Annotated in this window: 15 protein-coding genes; 9 read left to right on the top strand and 6 right to left on the bottom strand. The window is 71.8% G+C overall.

Annotated elements, in window-relative coordinates:
• The first annotated feature begins 49 nt into the window (after nt 1-49).
• Nucleotides 50-1,273 (top strand): NAD(P)/FAD-dependent oxidoreductase, encoded by a 1,224-nt coding sequence (locus tag ABT352_RS19420; RefSeq protein WP_350946242.1) that lies wholly within the window; start codon nt 50-52, stop codon nt 1,271-1,273.
• A 146-nt stretch (nt 1,274-1,419) separates the two neighbouring features.
• Here the strand turns inward: ABT352_RS19420 and ABT352_RS19415 are convergent, their stop codons facing one another.
• Nucleotides 1,420-1,881 carry a PPOX class F420-dependent oxidoreductase gene (locus ABT352_RS19415; RefSeq protein WP_350946241.1) on the bottom strand — a complete coding sequence of 154 codons (462 nt, stop codon included), beginning with the start codon at nt 1,879-1,881 and terminating at the stop codon, nt 1,420-1,422.
• A 213-nt stretch (nt 1,882-2,094) separates the two neighbouring features.
• On the opposite strand from ABT352_RS19415, the gene ABT352_RS19410 reads away from it, so the two are divergent.
• The gene (locus ABT352_RS19410) at nt 2,095-2,733 is read left to right on the top strand and encodes a fasciclin domain-containing protein (RefSeq protein ID WP_350946240.1); all 639 of its coding nucleotides are present in this window, start codon (nt 2,095-2,097) and stop codon (nt 2,731-2,733) included.
• Between the two features lie 471 nt (nt 2,734-3,204).
• Entirely contained in the window at nt 3,205-4,845 is a 1,641-nt protein-coding gene (locus tag ABT352_RS19405) for a RecQ family ATP-dependent DNA helicase (RefSeq protein ID WP_350946239.1), read from the top strand.
• A 69-nt stretch (nt 4,846-4,914) separates the two neighbouring features.
• Here the strand turns inward: ABT352_RS19405 and ABT352_RS19400 are convergent, their stop codons facing one another.
• The 3 genes from ABT352_RS19400 to ABT352_RS19390 form a co-directional block, all read right to left on the bottom strand.
• Nucleotides 4,915-5,733: an SAM-dependent methyltransferase gene (locus ABT352_RS19400; RefSeq protein ID WP_350946238.1), complete on the bottom strand. Its 819-nt coding sequence runs from the start codon at nt 5,731-5,733 to the stop codon at nt 4,915-4,917.
• A 108-nt stretch (nt 5,734-5,841) separates the two neighbouring features.
• Nucleotides 5,842-6,657, bottom strand: a complete 816-nt coding sequence (locus tag ABT352_RS19395) for an SAM-dependent methyltransferase (protein ID WP_350946237.1) — start codon at nt 6,655-6,657, stop codon at nt 5,842-5,844.
• A 140-nt stretch (nt 6,658-6,797) separates the two neighbouring features.
• Nucleotides 6,798-7,301 (bottom strand): ATP-binding protein, encoded by a 504-nt coding sequence (locus tag ABT352_RS19390; RefSeq protein WP_350946382.1) that lies wholly within the window; start codon nt 7,299-7,301, stop codon nt 6,798-6,800.
• A 229-nt stretch (nt 7,302-7,530) separates the two neighbouring features.
• On the opposite strand from ABT352_RS19390, the gene ABT352_RS19385 reads away from it, so the two are divergent.
• The 3 genes from ABT352_RS19385 to ABT352_RS19375 all read left to right on the top strand — a co-directional run bounded on the left by ABT352_RS19385 (nt 7,531) and on the right by ABT352_RS19375 (nt 10,554).
• Nucleotides 7,531-7,767, top strand: a complete 237-nt coding sequence (locus tag ABT352_RS19385) for a DUF397 domain-containing protein (RefSeq protein WP_350946236.1) — start codon at nt 7,531-7,533, stop codon at nt 7,765-7,767.
• Between the two features lie 227 nt (nt 7,768-7,994).
• The gene (locus ABT352_RS19380) at nt 7,995-8,867 is read left to right on the top strand and encodes a Sco1979 family transcriptional regulator (protein ID WP_350946235.1); all 873 of its coding nucleotides are present in this window, start codon (nt 7,995-7,997) and stop codon (nt 8,865-8,867) included.
• Nucleotides 8,868-9,030: 163 nt separating this feature from the next.
• Nucleotides 9,031-10,554, top strand: coding sequence for an SDR family oxidoreductase (locus ABT352_RS19375; protein WP_350946234.1), 1,524 nt, complete (start codon nt 9,031-9,033; stop codon nt 10,552-10,554).
• Between the two features lie 17 nt (nt 10,555-10,571).
• Here the strand turns inward: ABT352_RS19375 and ABT352_RS19370 are convergent, their stop codons facing one another.
• Nucleotides 10,572-11,171 carry a TetR/AcrR family transcriptional regulator gene (locus ABT352_RS19370; protein WP_350946233.1) on the bottom strand — a complete coding sequence of 200 codons (600 nt, stop codon included), beginning with the start codon at nt 11,169-11,171 and terminating at the stop codon, nt 10,572-10,574.
• Between the two features lie 36 nt (nt 11,172-11,207).
• On the opposite strand from ABT352_RS19370, the gene ABT352_RS19365 reads away from it, so the two are divergent.
• Entirely contained in the window at nt 11,208-13,721 is a 2,514-nt protein-coding gene (locus ABT352_RS19365; RefSeq protein ID WP_350946232.1) for a molybdopterin-dependent oxidoreductase, read from the top strand.
• A 106-nt stretch (nt 13,722-13,827) separates the two neighbouring features.
• Nucleotides 13,828-14,751, top strand: coding sequence for an FAD binding domain-containing protein (locus ABT352_RS19360; RefSeq protein ID WP_350946231.1), 924 nt, complete (start codon nt 13,828-13,830; stop codon nt 14,749-14,751).
• A gap of 151 nt (nt 14,752-14,902) precedes the next feature.
• Here ABT352_RS19360 and ABT352_RS19355 read toward each other — a convergent pair whose 3' ends face one another.
• On the bottom strand, nt 14,903-15,538 hold the full coding sequence (locus tag ABT352_RS19355; protein ID WP_350946230.1) for an NAD(P)-dependent oxidoreductase: 636 nt from the start codon (nt 15,536-15,538) through the stop codon (nt 14,903-14,905).
• Between the two features lie 152 nt (nt 15,539-15,690).
• Between ABT352_RS19355 and ABT352_RS19350 the strand changes: the two genes are divergently transcribed.
• A complete protein-coding gene (locus ABT352_RS19350; protein ID WP_350946229.1) occupies nt 15,691-16,077 on the top strand; it encodes a winged helix-turn-helix transcriptional regulator in 387 nt (128 codons plus the stop codon).
• Nucleotides 16,078-16,139 lie beyond the last annotated feature (62 nt).

Below are 16,139 nucleotides of genomic sequence, written 5' to 3'. Positions count from 1 at the left end.
CACGGACTCCCTGAGGTTTCGTGCCGCCGTCGACGTGAGGGGGTGCGTCATGCCGGACACGGTGGTGATCGTCGGTGCGGGTCTCGCCGGTCTGGCATGCGCCCTGCGGCTGCGTTCGGCGGGAGTGGAGGTCCGCGTCGTCGAGGCGGCGGACGAGGCGGGCGGGCGGGTGCGCACCGACGTCGTGGACGGCTTCCGGCTGGACCGCGGCTTCCAGGTCTTCAACACCGCCTACCCGGAGGCCGCGCGGGTCCTCGACATCGGAGCCCTGGACCTGCGCCCGATCCCGTCCGGCCTGATCTCCTTCGAGGGAGGGCGGCGGGAGCGGTTCATGCTGCCCTGGCGCCACCCGGGTCAGGCGCTCAGCGGGCTCCTCGCCGACGTGGGCTCTCCGCGAGACAAGGCAGCCCTGGCGGCGCTGACCGCACGGGACCTCCTGCTGCCGGTGAGCCGGCTGCGCGACGGGCGCGAACGCACCACGCGCGAGGAACTGCGGCACTGGGGCGTCTCACCGAGGATGGTCGAGAAACTGATCCGCCCGTTCCTTTCCGGTGTCGTCCTGGAGCGGGAACTGGAGACCTCCAGCCGTTTCTTCCACCTCATCTGGCGCGCCTTCGCCCGGGGAACGGTCGGGGTGCCCGCGCTCGGCATGGGAGAGATCACCCGGCAGCTCGCCGGACGCCTTCCTCCGGGGGCGCTCGCGCTGGAGACCCCGGTCCTCGCCGTGACCGAGGAGGGGGTGGAGACGGCCGGGGGCGAGACGATCCAGGCCCGCGCGGTGGTGGTGGCCACCGACCCCGCCATGGCGGCCGCACTCTATCCGGGGCTGGAGACTCCGGCGATGCGCTCGGTGACGACCTTCTACCACGCGGCCTCCCGCTCGCCCATGGACGACCCCACGCAGATCGTCGACGCGGAGGGCCACATCACCGACACCCTGGTCATCAGCGACGCCGCGCCCGCGTACGCGCCGCCGAGCCGGGCGTTGGTCTCCACGTCGGTGCTGGGAGTCCTCTCCGACGCGGACGAGCCCCGGGTCAGGGCACGGCTTTCACAGATCTACGGGACGGACACCTCGAACTGGGACCATCTGGCGACGTACGCCGTCAAGGAGGCGCTGCCCGCGATGGTGCCGCCGTTCTCGTTGCGGCGCCCGGTGCGCTTCGCGCCGGGCCGCTACGTTTGTGGAGACCACCGCGACACCGGCTCGCAGCAGGGGGCCCTGGTCTCGGGGCGCAGGGCGGCCGAGGCCGTCCTGGCCGACCTGAGGTGATCCTTGGAGGTCGTCTCCTGGCCGACAGACCGGTCCAGGGGGCCCGCCCGGCCTGAGGGCCTGAGGGCCTGTCCGGTTGAGTCGATCGACCGCAACGCGGCCGGGCAGTGCAGCCTGGCCTGAGGGCCTGTCCGGGCGCCAGGCCCTCAGGCCAGCCGGGCGGGGAAGCCGCCGGTGGCGATGGGGCCCCAGCGCTCCGGGGTGACGCGCAACAGCGATTTGCCCTGCCGTGTCATCGCCGCTCGATACTCGTCCCAGTCGGGGTGCTCACCGGAGATGGACCGGTAGTAGTCGACGAGCGGTTCGAGGGCCTCCGGCAGGTCGAGGACCTCGGCCGTGCCGTCCACCTGCACCCAGGGGCCGTCGAAGTCGTCCGACAGGACCACGACGCTCACCCGCGGGTCACGGCGGGCGTTGGAGGTCTTGGCGCGTTCGGGGTAGGTGGACACCACGATGCGGCCCTCGGCGTCGACGCCGCAGGTCACCGGGGACGCCTGTGGCCTGCCGTCGCGCCGCGCGGTGATGACCAGCGCGCGGTGGCGGTCACGGAGGAAATCCAGCAGCCGGTCGCGGGAGACGACCTCGTTGGTTGCGATCTTCGGGCTCATGATTCCCACTCTAAGGGGGGATGCGGAGGGCCTTGATTAACGCCCCGTCGAATGGAAAATAGCTATCTCTCTCGGGAGATATGTGGTCAAGAGTCCTCTAGTGGGGCATTTAGCCTCAAATCTCAGGGAATTGATCTCCAATACAGGACATGAGTGGCTCGGGAACCCGCCGACGGACCCGGATGGCTCATCCGCCCAACCAAGGAGAAAACCGTGAAGCAGAAGTCTCTTCTGGCATCGGCCCTGACCGTACTCGCCCTGACCGCAGCCCCCGCCGCGCAGGCGGTCGCCGCCCACGGGTGGATCACCTCTCCCACACCGGTCCCGACAGACTCGACCATGCCCACCGAGGGCGCCTCGCCCGAACCCTCGGGCATGATGACGGAGCCGTTCGGCCCCGGGTGCGCGTCCCTGCCCGCCAGCGGCGAGGGCAGCCTCAGCGAGATGGCCTCACAGCCGGTCGCCACCGCCGCCGCCTCCAACCCCTCCCTCTCCACGCTGGCCCAGGCGATCGAGCAGGCCGGCCTGACCGAGACGCTCAACTCCGCCAAGGACATCACGGTGTTCGCCCCCACCAACGAGGCGTTCGCCAAGATTCCGAAGGAGAAGCTCGACAAGCTCCTGTCCGACAAGGCGGAGCTGACCAAGGTCCTGACCCACCACGTCGTCGAGGGGAAGAAGACCCCCGAGGACCTGACCCAAGGCACGCTGACCACGATGCAGGGAGGGACACTGACCGTGAAGGGCTCCGGTGAGGACTTCACCGTCGACGACGCCAAGGTCCTCTGCGGCAACATCCAGACCTCCAACGCCGTCGTCTACCTCGTCGACACGGTGCTCATGCCGAAGTGACCGCGGCGAAGGCGGTGAACACGCGGCGGCCGTGACGGCCGTCGCGGTCACGACGACCGCGACGGCCGTCACGATGCCGGCGGGCCGGTAGAGCCGCCGTGCCCCGGCGGTCCGAACCGCGACCGGCCCACAGTGGCCCGACAGTGGCCCGACAGTGGCGCCACAGTGGCCCGACAGCGGTCCGCGGTGGCCCGGCAGACCGGCCGAGCCGCGACGCGGCAGGCGTGGTGACCTGACACGGCGGACCGGGGTGACCCGGGGCGACCCGGTGGGCCGAGCCGCGATCTGACGGCCGACAGGCCGGGCCGCGATCCGGCCGAAGGAGGGGTGTCCGCGACGGGGCGCCCCTCACGGTGTCTCCCGCTTCCCGCCCGTACCCGTCCCGCGCCCTCCTTCGATCGAGGGGACGTCGCGCGACTAGTGCCCCGATCCGCGGGTACCTGGCCGTCACACGGCGGGAAGGCGGAGGGCATGAGCATCAAGGACAGGTTCGGGCCGAGGGCGCGGAAGCTGCGTGCCGTGGCCCGCGAGGTCTTCGGCTGGCGTGACCTGCGCCCCGGGCAGCTCGACGCCATGCGTCACCTGCTCGCCGGGGGCGACGCCCTCGTGGTCATGCCCACCGGCAGCGGTAAGTCGGCCGTCTACCAGGTGCCGGCACTGCTGCTCGACGGGCCCACCGTCGTCGTCTCGCCGCTCATCGCCCTCCAGCGTGACCAGGTCGCCGGGCTGGCCGAGGCCGACGCGGGCGGGGCGGTCGCGGTCAACTCCGCCCAGTCCGGTGGCGAGGCGTCCCTGGAGGCCGTACGCGCGGGCGCGGCCGAGTTCGTCTTCCTCTCACCCGAGCAACTCGCGAAACCGGAGACGGTCGAGCGGCTGCGCGCCGCGCGTCCCTCGCTGATCGCCGTGGACGAGGCGCACTGCGTGTCGGCGTGGGGCCACGACTTCCGGCCCGACTACCTGAGGCTGGGCCAGGTCATCGAGCAGCTGGGGCATCCGCCGGTGGTGGCGTTGACCGCCACGGCCGCCCCCGCGGTACGCGACGAGATCGTCACCGCCCTCGGGCTGAGGAACGTCCGCCAGATCGTGCGGGGCTTCGACCGGCCCAACATCGACCTACAGGTGCGCCGCTTCGTCACCCAGGAGGATCTGAGGCGGGCGCTGGTGGAGGACGCGGCGTCCCGCTCAGGACTCGGGCTGGTCTACGTCGCCACCCGCCGCGCCGCCGAGGAGTACGCCACCGCGCTGCGCGAGGCCGGTCGCAGGGCCGAGGCGTACCACGCGGGGATGAAGGCGGCCGAGCGGCACAGGATCCACGAGATGTTCCGCGACGACGAGCTGGACGTCGTGGTCGCGACCTCGGCGTTCGGCATGGGCATCGACAAGCCGGACGTGCGGTTCGTGCTGCACGCCGCCCCGCCGGAGTCGCCCGACTCCTACTACCAGGAGATCGGCCGGGCCGGGCGGGACGGCGGGCCCGCCGCCGCGGTGCTCTTCTACCGTTCCGAGGACCTCGGGCTGCGCAGGTTCTTCGTCGGGGGACGCGCCGACGAGGAACTGCTGCTACGGGTCGCCACGCTGGTGCACGAGCACGGCGGCACCGTACCCGCGGGCGAGATGCGGACCCTGCTCGACGTCGGCGCCACCCGGCTCACCCGGCTGGTCAACCTCCTGGAGCGGGCGAACGCGATCGAGGTCACCGGCGAGGGCGACCTGCGCCGGGTGTCCGGCGGTCCCGAGCCCGAGGCGGCCGCGGCCCGCGCCGTCGAGCTGGACGACACCCGGCGTCGTATCGACGACTCCAGGATCGACATGATGCGCGCGTACGCGGAGACCACGGGCTGCCGCCGCCGCTTCCTGCTCGAATACTTCGGCGAGCCGCGCGAGCGCGGCTGCGAGGCCTGCGACACCTGCCGTGCGGGCCTGCCCCAGGAGCCGGAGGCCGCGGGCGAGGGGCCCTTCGCGATGCACGCCAGGGTGCGGCACAGCGCCTGGGGGCCGGGGATGGTGATGAGCAGGGAGAGCGACCGGATCACCGTGCTGTTCGACGAGGTCGGTTACAAGACGCTCTCGTTGGAGGCCGTGGAGCGCGACGACCTCCTGGTCGCGGGTTAGGTCCGCCTCCCGGAGTCTCCCGGAGGCCGGTGGGAGGGATCCGCCGGTCGCGTGCGGGGCCGGTCCTCGTCAGTCCTTGGCCTTGCGGGCCACCCCGCCCATCGTCCACGTCCTGTCGCGGCCCTGCGCGGTGAGCGGGTTGTCGGGGTGCCAGTGGCGGATGTAGACCAGGCCGGGATCGACGAGTTCCAGCCCGTCGAAGAAGCGCAGCACCTCATCGCTTCGCCGGGAGGCGTCCTCGGTGCGGCCGAGGACCCGCTGGAAGATCTCGACCAGCGGGCCCTTGGCCTCCGGCCGCGTGTCGAAGACGACGTGGCCGATGCCGAAGTGGCTGCCGACCGGCACCGCGTCGCGAAGGATGGCCACGCTCTTGTGCGGGTCGTCCTCGTCGGGGATGAACTGCAGGGCCGACAGGATCAGGACGGCCACCGGTAGCTCCAGGTCGACCAGACGCAGCAGTTCCGGGTCGGTGAGCAACTCGCGGGGGTGCAGGACGTCACCCTCGACGGCGGTGGTGTACGGGTTGGTGGCGAGCGTGGCGCGGGCGTGGGAGAGCACCACGGGGTCGTTGGAGACGTAGACCACGCGCGTGTCGGGGACGATCTCCTGGGCCACCTGGTGGACGTTGCGGCGGTTGGGCAGACCGGAGCCGATGACGACGAACTGGGTCATGCCTCGCTCGACGAGATATCGCACCATCCGGCGCAGGAACGCCTGGGCCTCGTGCGTCATGGTCCTGATCTCGGGCGCGACGGCGAGCACCTCCTCGGCCGCCTCGCGGTCGGCGGCGAAGTTGTCCTTCCCGCCGAGGAAGTAGTCGTGCATTCTGGCGATGTTGGGAACGCTGGTGTCCAGGCCTACCCCCGGCCGCCGGGACGTGTCGTTCAACAGGTTTCACCTCCGCTGTTGCCTGCGACATTAGAGAATCGCGCGTCGCGTGAACAGGTGCCGAGGCGCAGCGAATGCAGGCAAAACTCGATTGTTTCCCAAAAAAGCCTATTCTTTTCGTGCGACTCCGCCGACGACCCAGACGGAATCCGGCCGGTGCGGTATCGCGCCCTCCGGCCGCCAGTCGGGAATGTAGACGACGCCCGGTTCGACCGGCCTCAGCCCGTCGAGGAAGAGTTCGACCTCGGCCTTGGTGCGCAGGTTCGCACGGCGGGGACCGGTGATCGACCCGCTGTCCTGGAAGAGGGCGGCGAGCCGCGCGGTCCTGTCCGGGCACAGATCGGAGACCGCGTGGGAGAGGGCCATGTAGCTGCCCGGCGCGACGGCCTTCTGCAGGGCGGCGACGGCCTGCGTCGCCTCGACGTCGTCGGGGAGGTCGGCCAGGACCGAGAAGAGCAGGAGCGCCACGGGCTCGTCGAGATCGATCAGGCCGGTGAGGCCGGGATGCGCGAGGAGCCGCTCGGGGTCGCGCATGTCCGCCTCGACGACGATGGCCGGGCTGTCCTCCTTCAGGAGGGCCTGGGCGTGGACGACGACCATCGGATCGTTGTCGACGTAGACGACCCGCGCCTCGGGTGCGAGGCCGCGCAGGATCTGGTGCACGCTGCCCTGGGTCGGCAGGCCGCAGCCGATGTCGACGAACTGACGGATGCCGGCCTCGACCAGGAAGCGCACGACGCGGTCGAGGAATCTGCGCCCTTCCCGCGACATGGCGGGGAGCTCGGGGGCGATGGAGAGCGCCACCTGCGCGGCGGCCCGGTCGCTGGCGAAGTTGTCCTTGCCGCCCAGGAAGTAGTCCGATATCCGGCCCGCGTTCGGGATCGTGGGATCGAACCTGAGGCGCTCAGGTTGCGACGACGCCATGGTGTCCTCCGTCCGGCATGCGGTTCCAGCGGACATTATCGACCTTCTGCCCACGGGGTGAGGTGTTTTCTGCTGGAGCCTCCTTCCACTCGGGTAACTTTCCCGGCACTCGACCTTCGGTGACGGGCTCTCGCGTGTCGTCAGTGGCAGGCTTCCAGGTGGCGTTCTCCTGCCGGGGGCAGGGCGAAGGCCGCCCACACCGCCTTGCCCCGGCTCTCCAGCGGTGCCCAGCCCCACGTCTCGCTGACACCGTCGACCAACTGGAGTCCCCGGCCGTTCTCCGCCTCGTAGTCGGGCTCGCGCAGACAGGGGCCCTGGTCGCTGGGGTCGGTGACCGCGCACAGCACCGAGCGCTCGGTGTGGCAGAGGATCACCCTGACCTCGGGGAAGGAACGGGCGTGCGGGACACCTCGCGTGCCGTGGCGTACGGCGTTGGTCACGAGTTCGGAGACCACGATGCCGGTGTCGTCGATCAGCGGCTCCAGCTCCCAGGCCCGCAGCGCCTTGGTGGTGAACTCGCGGGCGGTCCGCGCCGCGCACGAGTCGTAACGGAGGCTGCGGACGGCCATCTGTAACTGGCCGGCGTGGTCCTCCCTACCGGCCCAGGGGGGCAGGCCGCTCGGGGGGAGCAGGTGATTAAGCATCGACAACCACCGTTCCCACCCTCCGATCTCAGCTCGGATGGGTGTGGCTTCGCGTCTTCGGTAACCAGTCATCGGCGACCTTGAGGAGGGGACGATCATGTGGCGAGGTTGATCCGTCTGCCATCTTGCCTTCCGTAATGTGCATAGGCAAGTACAGATGCACGTGCATCTGCACAAAAAGCCCTACACTCGGAGTGTTGTTTCCCTCCCCAGTCAGTGAGAGGCGAGGATGAACCAGCTGTACAACGGCATGTCGGCCGCCCTGATGGACGGTGTCATGTGGCGCAAGAGCCACTTCAGCAACCCCAGCGGCAACTGTGTGGAACTCGCGGAACTGCCCGACGGCAGGGTCGCGATGCGCAACTCCCGCGACCCCGAAGGCCCCGCGCTGATCTACACCCGCCGCGAGGCCGACGACTTCGTCCGCGGGGTGAAGAGCGGGGAGTTCGACGACCTGATCAATTGAAGATCCGCCGCTGTGATTGAAAGATAAAATCTTCTATGGTCTGAGCGTGGCGAGCGGAGTACCGTGAAGGCTCGCGATCGCCACAAAGAGTGGGCGCAGGATCGCGTTCCGCGCCCGAAGGACTGCAGATGATCATGCCAAACGCCGACGGTCGGCCGGTCGGTCCTACCTCCGCGGCCTCTGCGGCCTCTGCGGCTCCCACGGCTCCCACGGCTCCCACGACCTCGATGGCCGCACCGCGGGGAAGCTCCACCGTGCTGCGGATCGTCCTGGGCGCACAGCTCCGCCGCCTGCGCGAGCAGCGGGGCATCACGCTGGAGGAGGCGGGGCACTCCATCCGCGCCTCGCACTCCAAGGTCAGTCGCATGGAGCTCGGCAGGGTCAGCTTCCGGATCAGGGACGTGTCCGACCTGCTCACCCTGTACGGGGTGACGAGCGACGCCGATCGTGAGCCGTTCCTCTCCCTCGTCGAGAAGGCCAACCTCGCCGGCTGGTGGCACAACTACAACGACGTGCTGCCCGCCTGGTTCGAGACGTACGTGGGCCTGGAGGAGTCGGCCAGCGGCATCCGCAACTACGAGGTCCAGTTCGTTCCCGGCCTGCTGCAGAGCGAGGGCTACGCGCGGGCCGTCATCCGGCTGGGCTTCCCCTCGGCCTCCCCGGAGGAGCTGGACCGCAGGGTGAAACTGCGCATGGCACGTCAGCGGCTGCTGCACCGCCAGGACCCGCCCCATCTGTGGGCCGTGCTGGACGAGGCCGTGCTGCGCCGCCCTCTCGGCGGGGCCGAGGCGATGTGCGAGCAGATCGACCACATCCTGCGCGCGCTCGAACTGCCCAACGTGACCGTCCAGATCGTGCCCTTCAGCGTCGGCGGCCACGCCGCGGCCGGAGGCCCCTTCAGCATCCTGCGCTTCTCCCAGCCCGACCTGCCGGACATCGTCTACATGGAGCAGCTCACCAGCGCCGTCTACCTGGAGAAGCGCGACGACGTCGACAGCTACCTGGAGGTCATGGAGCGCCTGTGCATCGAGGCCGAGCCGGCCACGCGCACCCGCGAGATCCTCCTGGAGATCCGAGAGGGGTTCCAAGCGAGGCTCTGAGCGGAAGCGGGCACGGAACGACGGCGGGGCAACGGCGGGCTGGAAACGCCGGCGGGAAACCCGGCCGCGTGGAAACGGCGGGCCAAGGGGGCGGTGAGCCCGTGCGCGGCACAGGAAAGGGTCCGGCCGCAACCACCGGGGGGCGCCGTACGAAAATGTACGCATGAGATGTCTCGTGACCGGCGCGACCGGATACATCGGAGGGCGGCTCGTTCCCGAACTGCTGGACGCGGGGCACGAGGTCCGCTGCATGGTGAGGTCGGCCGGCCGCCTGCGCGACCAGCCGTGGGTCTCCCGGGTCGAGGTCGCCCAGGCCGACGCGGCCGACGCCGAGCAGGCGGCGAAGGCCCTGGAAGGCATCGACGTGGTCTACTACCTGATCCACACGATGGGCGGGGGGAGTGACTTCGCCGCCGCCGACCGCGAGGCGGCCACCACCTTCGCCGCCGCGTGCGAGCGCGCCGGGGTTCGCCGGGTCGTCTATCTCGGGGGCCTCGCGCCGGACGAGAGGCTCTCGCCGCACATGCGCTCCCGCGTCGAGGTGGGGGAGATCTTCCTGCGCTCCTCGGTGCCCGCGGTGGTGCTGCGGGCCGCGGTCATCATCGGATCGGGCTCGGCCTCCTTCGAGATGCTGCGCCACCTCACCGAGCGGCTGCCCGTGATGACGACGCCGCGGTGGGTGGGCACCAGGACGCAGCCCATCGCGATCCGCGACGTGCTGCGCTACCTCGTGGCCTGGGCCTCCGTCGAGGAGGAGGTGAACCGCTCCTTCGACATCGGCGGCCCGGACGTGCTCACCTACGCCGACATGATGCGGGTCTACGCGGAGGTCGCCGGCCTGCCCCGCAGGCTGATCATCCCGGTCCCGCTGCTGAGCCCCGGCCTCTCCAGCCACTGGGTGGGGCTGGTCACCCCGGTTCCGGCGAGCCTGGCCCGCCCGCTGGTGGAGTCGCTGCGCAACGAGGCCGTCTGCGGCGAGCACGACATCGCCCGCTACGTCGACGACCCGCCGGGCGGGCTGATCGGGCTGAGGCGGGCGGTCGAACTCGCCCTCCAGCGCGTCAAGGAGGCCAAGGTCGTCACCCGCTGGTCCTCGGCCTCCACCCCCGGCGCGCCGAGTGACCCGCTGCCCACCGACCCCGACTGGGCGGGCGGCAGCCTGTACGTCGACGCGCGGGCCCGTCGGGTCGACGCCTCACCCGAGGCTCTGTGGGCGGTGATCGAGTCCGTCGGCGGCGAGGTGGGCTGGTACTCCCTGCCCCTGGCCTGGAGCCTGCGCGGTCTGCTCGACCGGCTGGTCGGCGGCGTGGGCCTGCGCAGAGGGCGTCGCGATCCCCGGCGGCTCTGGGTGGGCGACTCCGTCGACTTCTGGCGGGTCGAGGAGATCGAGCCGGGGCGCCTGCTGCGGTTGCGCGCGGAGATGCGCCTGCCCGGCCTCGCCTGGCTGGAGATGCGGGTGCTCACGTACCGGGGGGAGACCGTCTACGGTCAGCGGGCGATCTTCCACCCTCGTGGCCTGGCCGGGCACCTCTACTGGTGGTCGGTCGCGCCCTTCCACAGCCTGGTCTTCGGGCCGATGCTGCGCAACGTGGCGAGGGCCGCCGAGCGCGGCGGCCAGTCCGTCGTGCACCCCTCCCCGGCCGGTGCCCCCCATGACGGCGGCCCGAGGGACACCGTCCCTCTCTGACCGTCTGCGGCCGCTCGTCACCGTTCGCCGGGGTTCACCAGGACGTCGACGACGTCGGAGTATCCGATCCCCTTGTGGGAGAACTGTCCCGCCACCGCCAGCTCAGCGAGACCGTGGGCGGTCGAGAACAGTGCCATCACCCTGGCCTTGGGCACCGGCCCCTCCCAGGGACCCTCCATGTCGAGCGCGGTCATCACCTGGTCGATCGCCGTCTCCAGATCCGGGTGGTGCCCGACGACGAACTCCGAGGCGAACACCAGCCGGTATTCCTCGGGATGTGCGACGGCGTACTCGACGTAGCTCAGGTAGAAGGCCCGCAGCCGGTCGCGGGGGGTCTCGGCCGCCAGGACCGCGGCGGCGACGTGCGCGCTGAGATCGGTGATGACCCGGACGGCGAGTGCCGCGAGCAGGGCGGTCTTGTCGGCGAAGTGCCGGTAGGGGGCCGTACGGGACAGGCCGGCCAGGTCGCCGACGGCGCGTAGCGTCACGGCGTCGAGGCCCTCCTCGCGCAGCAGTCTCAGCGCGCTCTCGACCAGGCGGGTCCTGGTGCCGTCCACCACGTGGATCCCCTTTCCGGGCAGGGCTGTGTTGACAACGTCAACGTATCTGGTTGACACTGTCAACATAATGTTGACGACGTCAACTGGAGAGTTATGAAGATAACGGTAAACGGGCTGCCCACCACGGTGGAGGCCGGCCCCGACGACGCCGCCGTGGACGTCCTGCGCGACGGTCTCGGCCTCACCGGCGCCAAGGCCGCCTGCCGCACCGGGGTCTGCGGCGCGTGCACGGTCATGGTGGACGGCGTGCCCCAGGCGAGCTGCCTGCTGCCGTCCGCCGCGCTGGAGGAGCGCGAGATCACCACCGCCGAAGGGCTCGACCACCCCGTCCAGCGGGCCCTCGCCGTCCACGACGGCCTGCAGTGCGGTTACTGCACGCCCGGGTTCGCGGTCGAGGGCGCGGCCTTCGTCGACACCTGGCGCGCCGAGCACGGCGACGTCGCGCCACCGCGCGAGCGGATCGCCGCGGCCCTCGCCGGTCATCTGTGCAGGTGTGGCGCGTACGAGGGCATCTACGCCGCGATCGCCGCCGCCTGCCGGGGAGAGCACGACGGCGCCGCGGGGACGCCCGCCAGGGTGGAAGCGATGGACAAGGTCGCGGGCCACGCCCGATACACGACCGACGTGCGCCTCGAAGGCCAGCTGGAAGGCGTGGTCATCCGTTCCACGAGGGCGCACGCCCGCGTCACCTCGGTCACGGTGGACGCCGCCCACGTGGTCGACCTGCTGCCGCCCGACCGCGTCGTCCGCTACGCGGGCCAGCCCGTCGCCGCCGTCGCCGCCCCCACCCGCCGCGAGGCGCTGGCGATCGCGGAGGCCGCCGAGATCGGCTACGAGCCGAGGCCCGCCGCGCTCGACGACGCGCCGGACGCCCCGCCCGTCTACGACGAGGAGTCCAGAAAGCACGTCCCCAGCTCCAGCGAGGGGATGGAACTGCCCGGCGCCTGGAACGGCAACGTGCGCGGTCCCTTCACCAGGGCGAGCTGGCGCGGGCGCACCGCCGCCAAGCGGATCGAGGCCGCCAGGCGCGACGCCGACCCCCGCCTGGTGACCGGCACGTTCACCACCGCCGTGCAGGTCCACACCCCGCTGGAGCCGCACGCCTGCGTCGCCCGCTGGGACGCCGAGGGCGACCTGCACCTGCACCTGTCCACCCAGACCGTGGTCATCACCGCCGAGCAGGCCGCCAAGCGGTGGGACCTGCCGGTCGAGCGGGTCCACATCGCCGCCGACCACGTCGGCGGCGGTTTCGGAGCCAAGGTCGGCGTCACCGTCGAGACGATCGCCGCCGTCGAGCTCGCCCGGGCCCATGGCACGCCGGTGCGCGTGGTGCTCAGCCGGGCCGAGGAGCTCACCGACGCGGGCAACCGCCCGGGCACCCGCACCACCGTCGAACTGCTCACCGACGACCGGGGCGACCTCGCCGCCCTCACCATGGACGTCCACGGGCGCGGCGGCGTGGCCATCGGGTCGTCCGTCGCGCTGATGGCCCGCCTCGTGTACGGCACCGCGCCCCGCAGGCTCCGCGACTACGACGTGGTCACCAACGAGCCGCCTGGCACCCCGTTCCGCGGGCCGGGGGCGCCGCCCATGCTCTGGGCGCTGGAGCAGGCGGTGGACGAGGCCGCCCACCGCAGGGGCGAGGACCCGATCGCGCTGCGGCGCCGCTGGGACGGCAACCGCAAACGGCACGCGCTCTACGACCTGGCCGCGGCCCTGCCCGAGTGGACGTCCAGGCCGCGTACCGGCTCCCAGACGGGGCGTTTCCGCCGGGGCGTCGGGGTGGCCGCCGCCAACTGGCTCTACATGCTCGACCCCGCCACGGAGGTGGAGCTGCGTGTCGAGGGTGACGTGGTCGTGGCCTCGACCGCGACCCAGGACATCGGGACCGGCGTCCGCACCGTCATCGCCGGCGTCGTATGTGAGGAGCTTGGACTGCCCGCCGAGCGCGTCCGCGTCGAGGTCGGCAGGACGGGCACCGTGCACGGGCCGGGCTCGATCGGCAGCCGCACCACGGCCTCGGTGGCCCCCGCCGCGCGCGACGCCGCGCGGCGCCTGCGGAAGCTGGGCCTGACCGACGGCGCCAGGGTCGTGGGCGGACGCCGCCGCGACCGGCGCGGCTACGTCACCCCGTTCCCGATGAGCGGCATGGCGATCGGCCGGGGGTTCAGCGGTTCCGTCCACGTCACCGAGGTCGAGGTCGACACCCGCCTCGGCACCGTCAGGCCGCTTCGGGTGTGGGCCGGGATCGCGGCGGGTCACATCTACGCCGAGCGGCCGGCACGCAGCCAGTGCGAGGGCGGTGTCGTGCAGGGCATCGGCTACGCCCTGTACGAGGAGCGGCTGGTCGACCCGGTCACCGGAAACGTGCTGACCGCGAACCTCGACGACTACCGCATCCCCGGCATCGGCGACACCCCCGAGATCACCGTGCACTTCCACCGCGACGGGTGGGACCACGTCAACGGCAACGGCGTCGGGGTCGGAGAGATCTCCACGGTCGGCGTGGCCGCCTCGGTGGGCAACGCCGTCCACAACGCCACCGGCTGGCGCCCTCACGACCTGCCCATCCGTCCCGACCGGCTCCTCGAAGGGATCACCCGTTGACCCCCTGCGCGCGGACGCGGCCGGACCCGTACCCGGCCCCCGGGAGGGGACGGCCGACGGCCCTCTCACCGGAGCACACCCCCCGCCTCACACTGGAAGGTGTTCGATGACCGTACTCACCGACCTCGGCGAGGCCGTACGGCGCGGGGGCGAGTTCCGCGCCGGAGGCACCGACCTGATGGGCCGCCGCGCGGCCGGACCGCACGTGGACCTGCGCGGCCTGCCCGATCTGTCCGGCGTCACCTGGCAGCCGGACGGCTCCGTCAGGATCGGCGCGCTCACCACGGTCGCGCGGGTGGCCCGCGACGCGCGCCTCGGCGCCACACACCCCTGCCTGGCGCTGACGGCGGCGGGCCTGGCCACACCCCAGATCCGCGAGGTGGCCACCGTCGGGGGCAACCTGCTGCAGCGCAACCGCTGCGCCTACTTCCGCAACCCGGCCTTCTCCTGCCACCAGAACGGCGGCGACCACTGCCCGGCCCGCGCCGGGCTCTCCCCGAACGCCGCGATCCTCGACAGCGGCCCGTGCGTCGCGCCGCACCCGTCGTCGCTGGCGGTGGCCCTGCTGGCCTGCGACGCCTCCGCCGAGACGCACGGCAGGGACCCGTTCCCCGTCGCCGACCTTTACGGAGACGGCTCGGACCCCTCCCGGGACCACCTGCTGGAGGTGGGGGAGATCCTCACCTCCGTCGTCCTGCCGCCGCCCGTGCCCGGGGAGCGGGCCGCCTACCACCGTGCGATCGGCAGGTCCGAGGCCGAGTGGCCGCTGGTGGAGGCCGCGGCGCGGCTGGGCGTCGACGACGGGAGGATCACCTTCGCCAGGGTGGCCGTGGGAGGTGTCGCCCGCGTCCCCGTACGCCTGCCCGAGGTCGAGGAGGCACTCCTGGCGGGCGAGCCCCTCGACCGGGCGGCCGGGCTGGCGGCCGCGCGGTACGCTCCGGCGGCCCGCAACCACTACAAGATCGCGCTGCTCGCCGGGACCGTCCTGGAGGTGCTGGAACGCGCGAGCGGAACCGGCGAGACCCGCTGACCACCCGGCGCCCCCCGCCGTGCCGTCCGGTCACGGCGGAGGCGCCGGTGGGGACGCGTCGTCCCGTACGCTCGACGATCAACCAGGGGGTGTGCCGTTCGGCTGTGCCGGGCCACCCGTTCGTCCGGGCTGTCGACGACCTCCTCTTTCATCAGGCCGCCTCGACGCCGAGGTGCGTGCGGTGGTGCTCGGGGGTGTCGATCTCGTCGAGCAGCGCGATCGCGAAGTCGGCGTAGGAGATGCGGCTGGCCGCCTCGGCGGGGGCCACGCGGTAGCGGCCGGTACGGGCGCCGCCGTGGTCGAAGTCACCGGCCGGGCTGACGACCAGCCAGTCGAGCGAGGCGGGGGCGGTGCGCAGCACCTCGTTTCCTGCCGCGTGCCCCAGGTAGAACGACCGGTACTCCTGCGGGTAGCCGGGCGTGTCCATCAGGAGCGTCCCCGAGGAGGTCCCCAGCACCGACGCCAGGCCGACCGTCAGCAGCCTGGCCACTCCCGCCCTCGTCAGCCCGTCGAGCAGGGCGCGGGCGGCGTCGGCGAAGAAGACGTCGTGCGCCGCGCCCGCGTCGTAGACGGAGCTGATCGCGGCGTCGTGACCCTCGGCGAGCCGCGCGACACCGTTCGCGTCCGTGACGTCGCCGGCGACGATCCGCACACCGTCCGCGGCCAGGTCACCGTGCCCGGCCGGGTCGCGCACGACCGCGGTGACCTGGTGCCCGCGCCGGAGGGCCTCGTGGACGGCCGCCCGGCCGCCCCTGCCGCCGGCACCGAAGACGATGATCCTGCTCATTGGAACCCCTTGTGTCCAGGGCCGGACCTGATCGCCGGCCGCTGCCGGGAGATTAACCGGGCAGGTGGTTACCACCGGGATACCCGGCCACCCGTGGTCCGGCGCGACGGTCGGCGGTGGTCCCCAGCGGGATCCCCGGCTAGCGTGAAGGGGTGACAGAGCCCCTCGATCCGGAGATGTTCGATCCGGTCTGCCCGTCCGACCTCACGCCCATCCGCTTCGGCGACAAATGGGCAGGGATGATCATCCGCTGCCTCGAAGGCGGGCCGCGACGGTTCTCCGAGCTTCGGATCCCCCTGCGCGGCATCACCGCGAAGGTGCTCACCCAGTCGCTCCGGACGCTCGCGCGCGATGGCCTGATCGTGCGCACCGTTCATCCCGCGCAGAGGGTCGAGTACGCGCTGACGCCGCTCGGCCGCAGCCTGCTCGAACCGATGAACGCCGCGTGCGCCTGGGCGCAGGAACACTGGGAGGAGCTTCTCGACGCCCGCGAGGCGTCCTCCGCCGCTTCGTCGTACGGGCTCGGCCGTACGGGATAGAGGCCCCGTATCCAGAGGCGATGGCCCGCGTCGTGGGGGGGGGGGGGCGCCCCCGGGGGCGC

Origin of the sequence: Streptosporangium sp. NPDC000563 (assembly GCF_040299985.1) — a bacterium.
Taxonomy (GTDB): domain Bacteria; phylum Actinomycetota; class Actinomycetes; order Streptosporangiales; family Streptosporangiaceae; genus Streptosporangium.
The sequence above is the reverse complement of the archived record's forward strand: the minus strand, read 5'-3'. Positions and strand labels throughout refer to the sequence as shown.

What these genes read in the sequence shown, in the direction of transcription:
- ABT352_RS19420 (WP_350946242.1), top strand. Translation starts at nt 50, where the DNA reads ATGCCGGACACGGTGGTGATCGTCGGTGCGGGTCTCGCCGGTCTGGCA.
- ABT352_RS19415 (WP_350946241.1), bottom strand. Translation starts at nt 1,881, where the DNA reads ATGAGCCCGAAGATCGCAACCAACGAGGTCGTCTCCCGCGACCGGCTG.
- ABT352_RS19405 (WP_350946239.1), top strand. Translation starts at nt 3,205, where the DNA reads ATGAGCATCAAGGACAGGTTCGGGCCGAGGGCGCGGAAGCTGCGTGCC.
- ABT352_RS19395 (WP_350946237.1), bottom strand. Translation starts at nt 6,657, where the DNA reads ATGGCGTCGTCGCAACCTGAGCGCCTCAGGTTCGATCCCACGATCCCG.
- ABT352_RS19390 (WP_350946382.1), bottom strand. Translation starts at nt 7,301, where the DNA reads ATGCTTAATCACCTGCTCCCCCCGAGCGGCCTGCCCCCCTGGGCCGGT.
- ABT352_RS19385 (WP_350946236.1), top strand. Translation starts at nt 7,531, where the DNA reads ATGAACCAGCTGTACAACGGCATGTCGGCCGCCCTGATGGACGGTGTC.
- ABT352_RS19380 (WP_350946235.1), top strand. Translation starts at nt 7,995, where the DNA reads ATGGCCGCACCGCGGGGAAGCTCCACCGTGCTGCGGATCGTCCTGGGC.
- ABT352_RS19375 (WP_350946234.1), top strand. Translation starts at nt 9,031, where the DNA reads ATGAGATGTCTCGTGACCGGCGCGACCGGATACATCGGAGGGCGGCTC.
- ABT352_RS19365 (WP_350946232.1), top strand. Translation starts at nt 11,208, where the DNA reads ATGAAGATAACGGTAAACGGGCTGCCCACCACGGTGGAGGCCGGCCCC.
- ABT352_RS19360 (WP_350946231.1), top strand. Translation starts at nt 13,828, where the DNA reads ATGACCGTACTCACCGACCTCGGCGAGGCCGTACGGCGCGGGGGCGAG.
- ABT352_RS19355 (WP_350946230.1), bottom strand. Translation starts at nt 15,538, where the DNA reads ATGAGCAGGATCATCGTCTTCGGTGCCGGCGGCAGGGGCGGCCGGGCG.